Annotated in this window: 13 protein-coding genes and 1 pseudogene; 9 read left to right on the forward strand and 5 right to left on the reverse strand. The window is 54.1% G+C overall.

The genetic code is table 11. The features are described 5' to 3' along the window. The first annotated feature begins 24 nt into the window (after window positions 1-24). From CWM57_RS02840 to CWM57_RS02865, 6 genes are all read left to right on the forward strand, one after another. Window positions 25-870 (forward strand): BtpA/SgcQ family protein, encoded by an 846-nt coding sequence (locus CWM57_RS02840; RefSeq protein WP_100675584.1) that lies wholly within the window; start codon window positions 25-27, stop codon window positions 868-870. After that, complete coding sequence (locus CWM57_RS02845; RefSeq protein ID WP_074385844.1) at window positions 870-1,514, forward strand: TenA family protein; 645 nt, start codon at window positions 870-872, stop codon at window positions 1,512-1,514. Before CWM57_RS02840 ends, CWM57_RS02845 begins: the two co-directional genes overlap by 1 nt. 377 nt (window positions 1,515-1,891) lie before the next feature. Next, window positions 1,892-3,502, forward strand: coding sequence for an ABC transporter substrate-binding protein (locus CWM57_RS02850; RefSeq protein ID WP_061154583.1), 1,611 nt, complete (start codon window positions 1,892-1,894; stop codon window positions 3,500-3,502). Further along, entirely contained in the window at window positions 3,480-4,442 is a 963-nt protein-coding gene (locus CWM57_RS02855) for an ABC transporter permease (RefSeq protein WP_077268387.1), read from the forward strand. Before CWM57_RS02850 ends, CWM57_RS02855 begins: the two co-directional genes overlap by 23 nt. Further along, entirely contained in the window at window positions 4,435-5,298 is an 864-nt protein-coding gene (locus tag CWM57_RS02860; RefSeq protein WP_077268388.1) for an ABC transporter permease, read from the forward strand. The genes CWM57_RS02855 and CWM57_RS02860 overlap by 8 nt, the downstream gene beginning before the upstream one ends. Further along, window positions 5,295-6,968 carry a dipeptide ABC transporter ATP-binding protein gene (locus CWM57_RS02865; protein ID WP_100675585.1) on the forward strand — a complete coding sequence of 558 codons (1,674 nt, stop codon included), beginning with the start codon at window positions 5,295-5,297 and terminating at the stop codon, window positions 6,966-6,968. Before CWM57_RS02860 ends, CWM57_RS02865 begins: the two co-directional genes overlap by 4 nt. 185 nt (window positions 6,969-7,153) lie before the next feature. Here the strand turns inward: CWM57_RS02865 and CWM57_RS02870 are convergent, their stop codons facing one another. From CWM57_RS02870 to CWM57_RS02880, 3 genes are read right to left on the reverse strand one after another with little or no spacing between them, the layout of a single operon-like run. Further along, the gene (locus CWM57_RS02870) at window positions 7,154-8,692 is read right to left on the reverse strand and encodes a DHA2 family efflux MFS transporter permease subunit (protein WP_100675586.1); all 1,539 of its coding nucleotides are present in this window, start codon (window positions 8,690-8,692) and stop codon (window positions 7,154-7,156) included. A 10-nt stretch (window positions 8,693-8,702) separates the two neighbouring features. After that, on the reverse strand, window positions 8,703-9,881 hold the full coding sequence (locus CWM57_RS02875; protein ID WP_206052720.1) for an efflux RND transporter periplasmic adaptor subunit: 1,179 nt from the start codon (window positions 9,879-9,881) through the stop codon (window positions 8,703-8,705). Between the two features lie 15 nt (window positions 9,882-9,896). After that, a complete protein-coding gene (locus CWM57_RS02880; protein ID WP_008804876.1) occupies window positions 9,897-10,352 on the reverse strand; it encodes a MarR family winged helix-turn-helix transcriptional regulator in 456 nt (151 codons plus the stop codon). A gap of 420 nt (window positions 10,353-10,772) precedes the next feature. Here CWM57_RS02880 and CWM57_RS02885 point away from each other — a divergent pair, with 420 nt between their 5' ends. From CWM57_RS02885 to CWM57_RS27375, 3 genes and pseudogenes are all read left to right on the forward strand, one after another. Then, complete coding sequence (locus CWM57_RS02885; protein WP_100675588.1) at window positions 10,773-11,282, forward strand: HNH endonuclease; 510 nt, start codon at window positions 10,773-10,775, stop codon at window positions 11,280-11,282. 231 nt (window positions 11,283-11,513) lie between these two features. Continuing rightward, window positions 11,514-12,167, forward strand: coding sequence for a LysE family translocator (locus CWM57_RS02895; protein ID WP_042947498.1), 654 nt, complete (start codon window positions 11,514-11,516; stop codon window positions 12,165-12,167). Between the two features lie 204 nt (window positions 12,168-12,371). Then, a pseudogene (locus tag CWM57_RS27375) lies at window positions 12,372-12,537 on the forward strand (hypothetical protein). Between the two features lie 456 nt (window positions 12,538-12,993). On the opposite strand, the gene gap reads toward CWM57_RS27375, so the two are convergent. Both gap and CWM57_RS02905 read right to left on the reverse strand, forming a co-directional pair. Further along, window positions 12,994-14,004 (reverse strand): type I glyceraldehyde-3-phosphate dehydrogenase, encoded by a 1,011-nt coding sequence (gene gap / locus CWM57_RS02900; protein ID WP_046881457.1) that lies wholly within the window; start codon window positions 14,002-14,004, stop codon window positions 12,994-12,996. Window positions 14,005-14,082: 78 nt separating this feature from the next. After that, window positions 14,083-15,063 carry a GlxA family transcriptional regulator gene (locus tag CWM57_RS02905; protein WP_012541721.1) on the reverse strand — a complete coding sequence of 327 codons (981 nt, stop codon included), beginning with the start codon at window positions 15,061-15,063 and terminating at the stop codon, window positions 14,083-14,085. Between the last annotated feature and the right edge of the window lie 44 nt (window positions 15,064-15,107).

A 15,107-nucleotide genomic window follows, 5' to 3' on the forward strand; every position in this document is an offset into this window, starting at 1 on the left:
TGTTCCCTTAACAGGATGGATAAGATGGTTGCTATCTCAGCAGAAAAAACGAATGCAATACAAGCTATTTTTTCACGAAGAAAAGCTGTTATTGGTGTTATTCATTGCGACCCATTTCCTGGTTCGCCAAAATATCGAGGAAAATCAGTCCCTGATATTGTTGAACGTGCACTTCGCGATGCTGAAAATTATATTTCAGGCGGTGTTCATGGTCTGATTATTGAAAACCATGGCGATATTCCTTTCTCTAAACCTGAGGACATCGGCCATGAAACCTCAGCGCTGATGGCGGTCATTACCGAGAAAGTTCGTGAGCGTTTTGCTGTACCGCTGGGTATTAACGTCCTGGCTAACGCGGCGATCCCGGCAATGGCGATCGCCCTGGCGGGAGGCGCCGATTTCGTCCGCGTAAACCAGTGGGCCAACGCCTATATCGCCAACGAAGGATTTATAGAAGGGGCGGCCGCTAAGGCGCTGCGCTACCGCAGTATGCTGCGCGCTGAACATATTCGCGTTTTTGCCGATAGCCACGTTAAGCACGGTAGCCATGCCATTGTCGCCGATCGTTCGATTCAGGAGCTGACGCGCGATGTCGATTTCTTCGAGGCTGACGCGGTGATCGCCACCGGCCAGCGTACGGGCGATAGCGCCACGATGGCGGAAATTGACGAGATCCGCGCGGCGACGGAACTACCGCTCCTGGTGGGCTCCGGGGTGACGCCGGCTAACGTGAAGCAGATCCTCGGGCGGACTCAGGGGGTCATTGTGGCCAGTACAATGAAGGTCGATGGCGTCTGGTGGAACGATGTTGAGCTGGCCCGGGTGAAGCATTTTATGTCGGTCGCGCAGGCCGCGCTGGAGGAAGCTTAATGGAAGCGTTTAGCGAACGCCTGCTGCGCGAACATCAACCGGCGTGGCAGGCGATGCAGCAGCACCCGTTTGTGACTGATATCGAACAGGATCGTCTGCCGACAGTCGTCTTCAACCGCTATCTGGTGTTTGAGGGCAACTTTGTCGCGACGGCAATCGCGATTTTTGCCCTCGGGGTCAGCAAAGCGCCGGGTATTCAACAGCAGCGCTGGCTGATTGGCGTGCTGAATGCCCTGGTTGATATACAGATCGCGTGGTTTGAACAGGTGTTGTCAGCGCGGCAGATCGATCCCGCTGAGTTCCCGGATGATTTGCCCGGGGTACGGCGCTTTCGCGACGGTATGCTGCGGACCGCCCGCGAGGGCAGCTATGAGCAGATTGTGACCCTGATGTTCGGTGCGGAATGGATGTACTCTTGCTGGTGCCGACGGGCGAGCGAACATTATCAGAGCGATGCTGATTTACGACGCTGGGTGGAAATGCACGCGGAGGACGAATTTTATCAGCAGGCTCTCTGGCTAAAGAACGAACTCGACCGCTGCGCCATGGCGCTGAGTGAAGACGAAAAGCAGGCGTTATCGGCGCTTTACGGCGAGGTGCTGCAGTGGGAAATTGATTTCCATCACGCGGCGTACGAGGAGTAGCCGCGAGGTGGATCACAGGGGGCGCCGGACGCGGCGCCTCCTGAATACGGGTTCTATCTCGACGTTCTGCGTCTTGTTGGCGAAACTTACCATTACCGTTAATGCCGATTCTTATTTCACATTTTTATCTTAATAAAGTCGGAGGGTTAATTTAGCTGCCCTCTGACTCTTTTGAGAGAAATAATGGCGGTAGAGAGTTTATATTATTTTATTTGGAGCCTGTAGCTCGGGGCTCTCTTTTTTCTTTTCTTCCCCCTGAAGCAAAAGCTATTTTCAGAAATCGATATAAATTATCCATCGTTACTCGCCGGCGGCTCTCCCCCTACAATGGACTTTAATTGCAAGATATTTAACAAAAACCAGGCCAAGGATAAGGGATGAAACGAAGCATTTATTCACAGAACAGTTTATTGCGCATCAGTCTGCTTTCCGCGCTAACGCTTACTGCCAGCTTCACCGCTCTCGCGCAGGATAAACCTGTCGCGGGGGGGGTGCTGACGGTCGCTCTGGGCAGCGATACCCCGATTATTGACCCCTCTATTACCGCTTATTCCGTCACCGCTCTGGTTACGCGTAACGTCGTGGATTCTCTGGTCGGCCAGGCGGAAGATAACAGCTTTACTCCATGGCTGGCTGAACGCTGGGAAATTAACAACAATAACCGCGAATACACCTTCCATCTTCGCAAGGATGTGACTTTTAGTGATGGCACGAAACTGGATGCTGCGGCGGTAAAATATAACTTTGAACGCATACTCGATCCGAAAACCACCTCCAGTTACTCCAAATCGTTGTTGGGGCCGATTGACGCGATCACTACGCCAGATGAGTACACCGTGGTGATCCGCTATAAAACGCCTTTCGCACCGCTGCTGCAGGGGCTGAGCTTGCCGTATCTCGGTATTCAGTCACCGACTTATCTGCAGAAAACGGCGAATACCAGCAATACCGTGGTCGGTTCCGGTCCCTATATCCTCGAATCGTTTGTCAAAGGCAGCGGGAGTAAACTCAGCAAGCGCGCCGATTACAACTGGGGCCCGGGCTATGCCACCCACAAAGGCCCGGCATGGCTGGATAAGATCGAATTTAAGTACCTGCCGGAGTCAGCGGTGCGGCTTGGCGCGCTGAATAGCGGGCAGGTACAGGTGATCGATGCCATTCCGCCGGTGAATTATGCGCAGGTAAAAAATAACCCGAAGCTGGATGTGATCACCAGGGAAAACCCCGGCGTTCCACGCGTCCTTTATTTGAATAGCGACACAGGGATCTTCAGCGACCTGAAAGTGCGGCAGGCCTTCCAGAGCGCCATTGATCGCACCACTGCCGTTAAAGCCGCGTTCTTTGGCATCCTGAAACCGGCCGACAATATTCTTGGACCAGCGACGCTGGATTACGATCCGGCCATTGCCAGCCAGTGGGGATTTGATCTGCAAAAAGCCCGCCGTCTTCTGGATGAAGCCGGCTGGCAGCAAACCGATAGCGAAGGCTACCGGGTCAAGGAGGGTAAACGCCTTACTGTGCAATTTACCTACTCTTCAAACGATGTCGAAGCCGCTGACGTGACGCTGTTCCAGGCAATTCAATACCAGGTAAAACAAGCCGGTTTTGAACTGAAACTCGATCCGGTGGATTCAGGCATTCTCAGCAGCCGCACGGCGGCTAACCAGTACGACATTATCTCGAACTATTTTGTTCGCCCGGAGCCGGACATCCTGCGTACCGTTTTCCACTCCAACTATATTCCGCCGAAGGGGAACAACTTCAGCCGCGTAAAAGCGCTGGATAGCCAACTGGAAACCGCTGTCGGTGCCAGCGAAGCCGAGCGTAAACGCATCTACTATGCCATCCAGCACCAGATTATCGATCAGGCCTGGGCGGTGCCAATTTACATCCCGGCATATCAGTTAGGGAAAGCCAAACAGGTGCAGGGCATTAGCTGGGCCACGAACGCGAAGCCGAATTTCTATGATGTCTGGATCCAACGCTAAGCTGCTGGCAGCAGGCAAGCGCCTGCTGACCATTTTCGCCGTGCTGTGGGGCGCGGCAACGCTGACGTTTGTTGCGGTAAAACTGATCCCCGGCGATCCTGTGGCGATTCTGATAGGCAGCGCCAACAGCGTGGTGGATGATAGTTTTCGCGAGACGCTGACCCGCCAGTTCGGCCTGGATAAGCCACTGTGGTGGCAATATTTGCGCTACTGTGGCGAGGCGTTGACGGGCAACCTTGGCGTGAGTTACCAGTATCGCCAGCCTGTTGTGCAGGTGATTAGCGCAGCGTTGAAAGAGACGGTGCCGCTGGCCGTCAGCGCCCTGGCGCTGGCGCTGGTACTGGCGGTATTTAACGCATTACTGACAGCCGGACGTCATCCGCGTCTGCGGTCTCTGCTTGCCGGGTTGGAGCTGATGCTGCTTAGTACACCGGTGTACTGGATCGGTATCGTGTTGTTGAGCATTTTCAGTTTCAAACTGCAATGGTTTCCGGTGACCGGTAACGATGGCTGGATCGCCCTTGTGTTGCCGGTGGTGACGCTCAGCCTGCCGCTGGCTGCGACACTCAGCCAGGTGCTGCGTGATGGGCTGGAGGAGGCGCTTTCGCAGCCGTTCGCCATGACCGTGCGTACGCGAGGGGTGAGTGAAACTACGCTGCGCTTACGGCATGCGTTGCGCCATGCCTCGCTGGCGGTGTCGACGCTGACGGGGACGCTGCTGGCCAGCGTATTAGGCGGCTCAATTCTGACCGAAACGGTGTTTGGCCGGGCGGGCCTGGGACAAATCACTCTCGGGGCAATCGAGAACCGCGACATGCCTCTGGTGCTGGGGGTGGTGATGTTCTCTGCGCTGTCGTTTGTGGTGATTAACCTACTGATTGATACCCTTTATTTACTGATCGATCCCCGTCTACGTCTGCGAGGGCATGCTGATGAGTGATCTTTTACTGCGGGTGGCTCGCCGCGACAGGGGGCGCTATCGTAACCCGTGGCTGGCGCCGGGTACCAGCATTCCGTTGTTACTGGTGCTACTGCTCGTGGTGGCGGTGTTTTTTCCATCGCTATTCACACCGTACACTCCCGAACAGATGGATTTCAGCGCGATTTTGCAACCGCCAGACCTCAGACACTGGTTCGGTACTGACCAGTTGGGGCGTGATGTGTTTACCCGCGTGGTGTATGGCACCTCGCTGTCGCTGAGCATTGGGGTCGGCGCGACCCTGATTGCCAGTGCGGGCGGTATTGTGCTGGGGACACTGGCAGGTCTTGCGCCCAGGGCGGTACGGCAGTTACTCGTGCGGCTACTGGACATTATGCTGGCGTTCCCCGATTTGCTGTTGGCGCTGCTGGCTATCACGGTGTTGGGGCGTGGGCCAGAGAATACCCTGCTGGCGGTCGGACTGGCCGGCATTGCTGGCTATGCCAGGCTGGTGCGCGCGCAAGTGTTGCAGGTCAGGTTATCGGGGTATGTGCAGCATGCGGTGGCGCTGGGAGAGCCGCCAATGGTGATTATTTTGCGCCATATTGTGCCCAATACGCTGCGCCCGCTGCTGGTACTGGCAACGGTGGGGATAGGGTATTCCATATTATCCGCCTCGGCCCTCAGCTTTCTCGGACTTGGGGTGACTCCGCCGACGGCGGAGTGGGGCGCATTGCTCTCTGAGGGACGTAATTTTCTCGATAGCGCCCCGTGGGTCAGTCTGCTGCCCGCCAGCGTTGTCGCGCTGTCGGTGATTGCCATTACGCTGCTGGGCCGACGTATTCAAACCCTTATTGCCAAAGGCGGGATCGCATGACTACTGAGTCCTTCCAGCAACCGCTGTTACAGGTGGCGCAACTCAGCGTCAGCTTCCCCTCGTCGCAGGGGGTGATTGAGGCGGTTAACGCCTTATCGTTTGACGTGCATGCCGGTGAAGTCCTGGCTTTGGTGGGCGAGTCCGGTTCGGGTAAATCCGTCACGGCCCGGACGCTAGTCGGGCTGGCGGGGGCCGGGGCGGCTGTTCGCGCCGAGTCCCTGATATTGCAGGGGCACGATGGCCTGTCGCAGAACTTACTGGCGTGCGATGCCCGCCGTTGGCAGCAACTACGCGGGCGCGAAATTGGTTTTGTTTTGCAGGATGCACTGACCTCGCTTGACCCGCTGCGCCGGATTGGTCAGGAAGTCGCGGAGCCGTTATTGACGCACCGCCTGGAACGGGGGGCGGCAGTTCGCGAACGCGTGGCGGAGCTGTTAACGCAAACCGGCATCCCCGATCCGCATAACCGGATGGCGCAGTATGCACATGAACTCTCCGGTGGCCTGCGCCAACGTGCGCTCATCGCATCGGCGCTGGCGGCGGGGCCGCGATTACTCATTGCCGATGAACCCACTACCGCACTGGATGCCACCGTACAAAAACAAGTTTTGAATGTATTCAGGGCCCTGGCGGATGCCGGGCATGGCGTGCTGCTGATCACCCATGATTTGTCGGTGGTGGCGGATATTGCCAACCGTGTGGTGGTGATGCGGCAGGGCAAAGCGGTGGAGAGCGGCAAGGTGCGGCAGGTGCTGCATGCACCGCAACACCCTTATACCCGCCGTCTGCTGGCGGCCATTCCCTCTGCCGGCACGCGTGGGAAGTGGTTAACAGGAAACGATCCGCTGGGTCAAACGGTAGTGCGGGAGAACATCAGTACCGACAGCACCACACCCGTGCTGGCTGCCGATAACGTATCACTGGCGTATGTTCTGCCGGATGGCCGTCGCTTGCAGGCCGTCAATCAGGTGACGTTAGAGGTCGCGCAGGGCGAAACGCTGGGCATTGTGGGCGAATCGGGTAGCGGCAAGACCACGCTAGGCAAACTGGCGCTGGCGCTGCAGGCACCGCAACAGGGCGAGATCCTTCTCGCTGGGCAACCATGGAGCAGGCTGACAGAACGTCAGCGGCAGCCGTTGCGGGCACGAATCCAGACGATTGTGCAGGATCCGCTGGGTTCATTTAATCCGCAATATAACGTGGCGCAATTGCTGCAACAGCCTCTGCGCCTGCATACGACGCTCACAGCCGCGGACCGGTTGTCACGTGCGCAGGCGTTGCTGGCGCTGGTTGGTTTAAGTCCCGATCTGCTGACACGACGTCCGGCCACGCTTTCCGGTGGGCAGCGGCAACGTATCGCCATTGCCCAGGCCCTGGCCTGCGAGCCGGATATTCTGATTTGCGACGAGCCGGTGTCGGCGCTGGATGTAACCACCCAGGCGCAAGTGTTGGATTTATTGGTAGCGTTGCAACGCCGTTTGCATCTGTCAATGCTGTTTATCTCTCATGATCTGGGCGTGGTGCAGCATATGAGTCATCGTATTGCGGTGATGAAAGACGGCGAGGTAGTCGAAAGCGGCAGTGTGGATCAAATTTTTCAGGCGCCACGCCATCCGTGGACTCGACAATTGTTATCAGCTGTTGGGCAGACGCCGCTGCGAAATAACTGAGCAGTAAACGTCAAACACCGTTATCAGAATTGGGGTCAATGTTATTCAACGCTCTTATCATCTGCAGAGCCCGTTCCAGGCGGTCTTACGTGATAAAGGGCAGGGAAGAGGCACTGGCCCGGCGCTCGATAGTACCATCCGTACACAGTGCTCGTTCAGCGAAGTTTGCCTGTGCGAATTTCAGTTTAGTGACCTGTTGTGGGGGCGCCTGGCATACCCGATTTCACGAACGGCGGGCGGGTGAACCAGATGATGATAATCAGCGCCATAAAGCCCCAGCCGAGCACCCAGAAATAGTCGATTGTCGACATCATGTAGGCCTGCTGGGTAACCACCTGGTCAATCATCGCAAGATGCTGCTGCGTCGGGCCACCCATCTTATTTACGTAATCCATAGCCGCCGGGTTGTACTGTGTCACGCTCTCGGTCAGATTCGCGTGGTGGAAAACTTCACGGCGCTGCCAGATCCATGTGGTTAACGATGAGGCAAAGGAGCCGCCGAGTACGCGAAAGAACGTGGCCAGTCCTGAGCCTTCCGCCACTTCGTTACCGTGCAGATTCGACAGCACAATGGTGGTCAGCGGCATGAAGAAGAAGGCCACGCCAATCCCCATAAACATCTGCACGCTGGCGATGGTGCGGAAATCCACGTCAGTATTGAACTGCGCGCGCATCAGACAGGATGCCCCCATTGTCAGGAATGACACTGAGCATAAAATTCGCAAATCCACTTTGGTGGCGTAACGTCCGATAACCGGCGTCAGCACCAGTGGTAAGAAGCCCATCGGCGCAGCGGCGAGGCCAGCCCAGATAGCCGTGTAGCCCATCTGGGTCTGCAACCACTGCGGCAGAATAATGTTGATGGCAAAGAACGCGGCATAGCCCAGCATCAGCGCCAACGTGCCGATGGCGAAGTTGCGGTCTTTGAACAGACGCAGGTTCACAATCGGGTGACGTTCGTCCAGCTCCCACATCACAAAGCAAATCAGGCTGATCGCCGAGACAATAGACATCACGATAATGGGCGTAGAAGAGAACCAGTCTTCGTCGTTGCCCTTATCCAGCACCACCTGCAGCAGGCCCACGCCAAGCACCAACAGCGCGATGCCAATATAGTCGACAGGCGATGACTGCGTTGTTTCTTCACGCATGCGCAGCTGCGACCAGACCACGATAGAGGCGAAAATCCCAATCGGCACGTTGATGTAGAAGATCCACGGCCAGGAGTAGTTATCGGTAAGCCAGCCGCCGGTGATAGGCCCCACGATAGGCGCCACCACGGTCACCATCGACAGCAGCGCCAGCGCCATGCTGCGTTTCATCGGCGGGAAGATAACCAGCAACAGCGTCTGACACATCGGGAACATCGGCCCGGCGAAAAAGCCCTGCAGCGCACGAAAGATGATGAGCTCCGTCATGCTGTGGGCGAAGCCGCACAGAAATGATGTCAGGGTAAAGAACATCACCGAGGCGATAAACAACCGCAGTTGCCCGAATCGGCGGGTAAACCAGCCTGTCAACGGTAGAGCAATAGCGTTACACACCGCAAAAGAGGTGATAACCCATGTCCCCTGATCGGCGCTAACGCCCAGGTTGCCGGAGATAGTCGGCAGCGCCACGTTGGCGATGGTGGAGTCCAGCACCTGCATAAAGGTCGCCAGCGACAGGGCAAGCGTCGCCAGGAACAGGCTGGGGGGCGTAAAGGCTGCCTTCGGCTCTGACATAGCTTCTCTCTTAGCGCTGGGCTACAGCGCTGGTGTTGTCATGAAGGATTTTCGCCACCAGTTTATCGGCTGCTTCCATTGGCGTTTCATACACATCGGTACGGAATCGCGGCTGTTCGACGGTTTTTTGTGGCAGAAGGTGACCACCTTGATTGCGGATATCCACCTCAGCGTTCATCGACAGACCCACACGCAGCGGATGCTTCTGCATGTCATGTGGATCAAGCGTGATGCGTACCGGCAGGCGTTGGACGATTTTGATCCAGTTGCCGCTGGCGTTCTGGGCTGGCAACAGTGAGAATGCGCTACCGGTACCTATGCCGAGACTTTCGATGGTGCCGTGATATTTCACGTTATCGCCATAGAGATCCGCATTCAGCTCTACTTTTTGCCCAATGCGCATGTCCCGCATTTGGCTCTCTTTAAAGTTGGCATCCACCCACACTTCATTCAGCGGCACGATGGCAAGCAGCGTGGTGCCGGAGGTGACACGCATCCCGAGCTGCACAGCACGTTTAGCGACGTAACCACTGACGGGCGCAACAATGGTGCTGCGGGAGTTATCGAGATAGCGTTGGCGCAGCGTCGCAACGGCGGTTTTGACTTCAGGATGGTTATCCACCACGGTGTCATCAACCATCGCCTGATTGGTTTTAAGCGCTTGCTCTGCAGCCAGTAAATCGCTTTGCGCGCTGGTCACGGCATCACGGTAGTGCGCCAGATCTTCCACCGCAATGGCGCCGGAACTGACAATTTTTTCCCGGCGCACGTAGTCACTTTTCGCTGTTTGCAGGGCTACTTTTTTGGCAGCAACTTGTGCACGGTAGTTGTCGGCAGTGCTATAGAGACCACGCACCTGACGCACTGTGCTGGCGAGATTGGCTTCAGCCTGCTGCAGGGCGATGGCGGTATCGCTTGGGTCCAGCAGAACCAGGGGCTGGCCTTTTTCGACATAATCGCCTTCATCCACGGTCACCTGAGTCACGGTACCGGTGATTTGCGGTGTCAGGGTGACCTGATTTCCGTTGACGTAAGCATCGTCGGTGCTCTCGTAATAGCGGGCGTAAAGCAGATACCAGGCCAGACAGCCTCCTGCCGCGAGGATCAGGATCAGCAATAAAATGGCGAAGTTTCTTGTACGCTTGCCTGGGCGTTTGTCCGAGGGAGGCGCGTTATTTTCCATAGACATAACCGGTGACCTTAATTAGCGATGGGGGGCCGTGAATTCATCGGGCAGCATTTTGATAAGAATATCTGCGAGCTGCCGGGATTCTTCGGGCGTCAGACGCGCCGTTAAGTCCGCGAGGATGGTATTCAGTGCTTCATTCTGAAACGTATTGCACAGCGTCTGACCTTTTGCCGTCAGGGCCAGGATCACCTGGCGCTTGTCGTGCGGATTCGGGCGGCGCTCGACCAGGTCGTTCTTCACCATACGTGCAACCATACGGCTCATTGCCCCGGTATCCATCTGCAGGCTCTTGCAGATTTCTGCCGGGCTGGTGTTACCTTTAAAGATATTAATCAATACCTTAAATTGCGGTGCGGTAATGCCGCTATCGGCAAAGTAATGGCCGATAAGCAGGTCCTTAAACTGGTTTGCCAGATGGAAAAGCAAACCCAGATGCAGGTTTTTATGGGAAGAGTCGATTGGGGTATTCATGATAGCTGCCTGGTCAGTAATTAACATGATAATTACTGCCTGGTCACCAATTGTCAAATTAGGTCAACAAAAAGCACACATATTGACAAATGGAGGAGGGCGATAAGCGTATTACGATCACTCGGACCCGTGATGCCCGCAGACATCAATTTGGATGAGCTCTGTGGTACAGGCCCGACGCGGGCGTGGTTGATGTACGCGCGGCCGTAACTTGCCAGGGATCCATAAAGCAGTTGTGTCATCAGCTGGCGTACTGTCGGGCCAACATCAGCGTAATAGTTCAGATGTCCGGGGCAGGGCAAAGATGAAATTTCCGCTCTGTGCCATGAGCGGACGTTGCTAACAGCGTAGTGTGTTAATCTATAGGGTGCAGGTCAGCTGATCTCTAATCAACTGTTTGAATTCTTGAGGAGCAGTAATATGGCAGTAGTTCCTAGACAAAACGCACCAAGTAAAAAAAAGATCTGGCAGTACTGGATTGACAATGGAATTCAAAGAGGTTTGGATGATACGCGCTATGATAATGCGTGTGATTTCAATGTATGTGTCTGCTGTGGCCGCGAATCCTCAAAATTGGAGAGGGCGCATATTATCCCTCACTCACTAGGCGGAAGTAATGATGTCTCAAATTATATTCTGCTATGCAATAAATGCCATAGAGAAAGCCCAGATATTGCTAATGAATCTGCGCTTATTGAATGGATGAATGAGCAACCTACTGAAATGGAAAGCATGTTAAGACTAATCCAACAGGAAATGGATAAATATAATAAAGAAACTCAAATGGCAGTTAATGAAATTCTTATCAAAGAAATTTTCAGTGAGTTGTTCAAAAAGGCAGGAGCACATGGTGGTAGAATTTCTGATGCAACCAAGGTGTATATTGTTAGGGAAGCTTTGGAAAAAATATTTAGTCAGGCCTCTTTATAAATTAAAATAATTATAGTCATTCAGATTGACCGATCTATTTAATGTTAAGTTTTACTTTGCATTAGATTTAAATTTTCTTTTAAGGAAATGCCCGCTCTTCGCTCATAGCGGACCTTCAACTCAGGTAGCTTGTCTGCTCTGTGCCAAAAGCTGACGCTGCAGTACATTCCGCTTTCGGCTCGAATCGGACTGAGGTAACGTAGCGGAAATATTTTTCCGGACTCCAACACGATGCCTTCTATCGAAACGTTTATAACTTTCCTCCTCGCGCTAACGCTTCTGGAGATCTCTCCGGGGCCAGACATGATGTTGACTATCGCCAGAGGCGTCGGTCAGGGAAGACGTATCGCACTGCTTACGGTACTGGGCAATGTATTTGTAGCGGGTTTTGTGCAAGTTTCATTTCTGGTCCTGGGGCTGGTAACCGTTGTTCATGCCTGCCCAGTCGCGCTAGATCTGTTACGGTGGGCTGGTGCGGCTTATCTGATGTGGCTGGGCATAAAAATGATTGCGACTTCAGGCACAGATACGCGGCTGCGAAAAACTGCCAAAATTTCTGACTGGAGTGCCGTTAAGGAAGGCGCCCTGAACAGCCTGACTAACCCAAAATCCCTGCTGTTCATGTTCGCTTTTCTTCCTCAGTTTGTCGATCCTGCCGCGGGTCCTGTCTGGCTGCAATTGCTTGTTCTGGGTAGTATCCAGAAGCTGGCAGGAATTATTTCCCTGGGGTCAGTCGCGATGGCATCAGGGACATTTGGAAACTGGCTAAGTAAACACCCAGGCTTTATCAAATGGCAGGAACGATTTACAGGCGTTGTCATGATAGGCCTCGGTATCCGCATGTTGTTTAGCGGGTCTGGTGTCGTATCGAAACCTTCCAGTTAAGTTTTACCGAAAGGGTAAAGCCACGATTCCGATTTCACGAAGCGAAGCTGCATCAGGCGACTCGTCACATCGTCGACGTAGACCAGTGCGATGGTGAATCTACGAGTAACTTATCCAGGAGAAAACCTTACAACTTATCCACCACAATATTAGTGCGCATAATGTATATTATGTTAAATGCATTGTCTTGCTCAATAACGTCGTATGGCTTTTAACAATCACTTCGCCCACTACAGCCTGTTCTCCTACAGTAACTGCCAGGTTAATTCATTCAGGCACACCTGCAGCTTGTACTGTCCAGCATATCTTACTGCCTGTTGCATTTTCTGACCGAGCGCGTCACGGGATGCCAGATGAAATGCTAAGTTGATAGCGCGCAGTCTGTAGTGTGTATCAACCAGGCCTTTATCAGCCACAGACGTGATTCTCAAAAAGGCGCCAGCATCGTTTACGCACTCGAATGGCGAGTTCCAATCGCGTCCATAAACAGAGGCGCCAGCTGAAGTTGAATGGTGTACTGAAGATAAATGGCACCTTCGCCCAACGCAGCCGGCTTCCATGTTGACAGATTCTGTCTCAATTCCCCCTTCCCTTGTATCTAATAGTTTGCGTTGATTAGCTACCACCAGGGAGTACCTGGCCACAACATATCGCAATTCCGTTCATCACCGAAAGCATAAATGCTCTCTCGGGCATTTATGCTTATATATCGCGGTCAGATAGATTTGTTATGTTTAATCTATGAATGATACTCGTTATCCTTGTGGCCACTATTCATCCAGCTAAATTGCGTATACTTTTACAGATGAATAAAACGCACAGTGGATTAGCTTTCACGCTTTGCCATCATTAATGCCAGGTCAACGAGACGATTAGAGAATCCCCATTCATTGTCGTACCACGCCAGAATTTTGACCATATTACCGCCAATCACCAGCGTTGATAGGCCGTCGATAATCGACGAGCGTGGGTCTCCCTGGTAATCGCTGGAGACGAGTGGTTCATCGCTATAACCCAGGATCCCTTTCAGAGGTCCCGTTGCGGCGGCTTCACGAAAAGCATTGTTCACCTCTTCGACCGTCACATCTCGCTCAAGCGTGACGGTCAGGTCAACAATGGACACCACCGGCACAGGGACGCGTAGCGAGTAGCCCGTTAAACGGCCATCCAGCTCAGGAATAACTTTACCCAGAGCCTTCGCTGCGCCGCTGGAGTAAGGAACAATCGACAATGCTGCGGCGCGAGCCCCGCGCAGATCTTTTTCCGGCTGATCGTGCAGCGCCTGGCTGTTGGTGTAGGCATGGGTGGTGTTCATCAGACCATGTTTAATACCGAAATGCTGGTGCAGGACCTGCGCAGCAGGTGCAAGACCATTGGTGGTGCAGCTTCCGTTGCTTATCACGTAGTGTTTATCCGGGGAGTAGAGGCTCTCATTAACGCCCATCACAATGGTTAAATCATCGTTTTTACCAGGGGCAGAGATAATCACGCGCTTCGCGCCACCGCTGTGGATATGTACAGCTGCCTTTTCACGGTCAGTGAATAATCCTGTAGCCTCAATAACGATGTCGACTTCACGCTGACGCCACGGAATACTCGCCGGGTTGCGTTCACTGAATACGGTAATGGGTTTACCATCAACAACAAGCCCCCCTTCACCAGCGGTGACCTCTGCATCCAGCTTACCGAGCAGCGAGTCATATTTCAGCAGATGCGCCAGCGTTTTGCTGTCCGTCAAATCGTTGATCGCCACAATTTGAATATCCGGATTATCCAGTGCTGCGCGCAGTACATTGCGTCCGATACGGCCAAAACCGTTAATGCCGACCTTTACCATAATTAACTCCTTATCTATTATCTCTGGAGTCAGATTAGGATGGATAGGTTTTGGCGTAAATGACAAAAAAGGATCACTTTACGCCATTTTACGGCAGTGAAATCGTTGACGATATTCACCTGGAGTGAGGTTAAGCTGTTTTTCAAACAATCGTCGCAGGTTAATGCTGCTGCCAAATCCCGTTTGCTCGGCGATACGATCCAGCGTCTCGTTAGTCTGCTCCAAACGCTGCCGTGCGGCGGCCAGGCGGGCTTCCGCGACGTAGCGCGCCGGGGAAGCACCGGTTTCCCGGGTAAAGACGCGGGTGAAATTTCGCGGACTCATGGCGACTTTTTCCGCCAGCTTATCTACGCTGAGGTCGGCGGTGAGGTTTTCGAGCAACCACGCCAGCAGATCGTTAATCGGGCCCTGGGAGGTGGTCTGCTGAAGGTTATAGCGGCTAAACTGTAGCTGGCCTCCGGGTCGACGCAGATACATGACGAAGTCCTGGGCGATATCGCGCGCCAGGCTGAAGCCGTAATCTTCTTCAACCAGCGCCAGCGTAAGATCAAAGCCGGAACTGACCCCGCCAGAGGTCCAGATATGTTCGTCCTGAATATAGAGCGGCCCGCCCTCGACGCGGACCTGCGGGAATTCCGCCTGCATGGTTTCCAGCAGTTTCCAGTGGGTAGTGGCCCGTCTGCCGTCCAGCAGTCCGGTTTGCGCCAGCAGCATCGCGCCGCCGCAAATGGAGGCTATGCGGCGGGCATGGGGAGCGGCAAGGCGCAGCCAGTCAACCACCGCCATCCCTTCCTGCGGGTTTTGACCTCTGCCGGTAATCATGATGGTATCGCGGGGTTCACGCGGGTCAATCTCATGCAGGCGATGATCGGCCAGCAGATTTAAACCGGACTGACCATGGATAACCTGATGCGGTTGAGTTGTCGCTAGCTTGACCTGGTAGCAGATTTCCCGGGCACCTTCCGGGTGCAGGCGGTTGGCCTGCATCAGAATGTCAGCAATACCGGCGGATTCAAACAGCATGCCGCCATCGGGTACAATAATAAGTATCTTTTTCATGTCATGAAAAGTAATCTTTTTACAGAATAAGTCAACACGACAAA

This window comes from Klebsiella sp. G-Nf4, from assembly GCF_002810615.1.
GTDB classification, from domain to species: domain Bacteria; phylum Pseudomonadota; class Gammaproteobacteria; order Enterobacterales; family Enterobacteriaceae; genus Klebsiella; species Klebsiella variicola.

Bases quoted from the DNA above. Each gene is read 5' to 3' on its own strand.
- CWM57_RS02885 (WP_100675588.1), top strand. From the start codon at position 10,773: ATGGCAGTAGTTCCTAGACAAAACGCACCAAGTAAAAAAAAGATCTGG.
- CWM57_RS02845 (WP_074385844.1), top strand. From the start codon at position 870: ATGGAAGCGTTTAGCGAACGCCTGCTGCGCGAACATCAACCGGCGTGG.
- CWM57_RS02855 (WP_077268387.1), top strand. From the start codon at position 3,480: ATGATGTCTGGATCCAACGCTAAGCTGCTGGCAGCAGGCAAGCGCCTG.
- CWM57_RS02840 (WP_100675584.1), top strand. From the start codon at position 25: ATGGTTGCTATCTCAGCAGAAAAAACGAATGCAATACAAGCTATTTTT.
- CWM57_RS02860 (WP_077268388.1), top strand. From the start codon at position 4,435: ATGAGTGATCTTTTACTGCGGGTGGCTCGCCGCGACAGGGGGCGCTAT.
- CWM57_RS02880 (WP_008804876.1), bottom strand. From the start codon at position 10,352: ATGAATACCCCAATCGACTCTTCCCATAAAAACCTGCATCTGGGTTTG.
- CWM57_RS02865 (WP_100675585.1), top strand. From the start codon at position 5,295: ATGACTACTGAGTCCTTCCAGCAACCGCTGTTACAGGTGGCGCAACTC.
- gap (WP_046881457.1), bottom strand. From the start codon at position 14,004: ATGGTAAAGGTCGGCATTAACGGTTTTGGCCGTATCGGACGCAATGTA.
- CWM57_RS02850 (WP_061154583.1), top strand. From the start codon at position 1,892: ATGAAACGAAGCATTTATTCACAGAACAGTTTATTGCGCATCAGTCTG.
- CWM57_RS02905 (WP_012541721.1), bottom strand. From the start codon at position 15,063: ATGAAAAAGATACTTATTATTGTACCCGATGGCGGCATGCTGTTTGAA.
- CWM57_RS02895 (WP_042947498.1), top strand. From the start codon at position 11,514: ATGCCTTCTATCGAAACGTTTATAACTTTCCTCCTCGCGCTAACGCTT.
- CWM57_RS02870 (WP_100675586.1), bottom strand. From the start codon at position 8,692: ATGTCAGAGCCGAAGGCAGCCTTTACGCCCCCCAGCCTGTTCCTGGCG.
- CWM57_RS02875 (WP_206052720.1), bottom strand. From the start codon at position 9,881: ATGTCTATGGAAAATAACGCGCCTCCCTCGGACAAACGCCCAGGCAAG.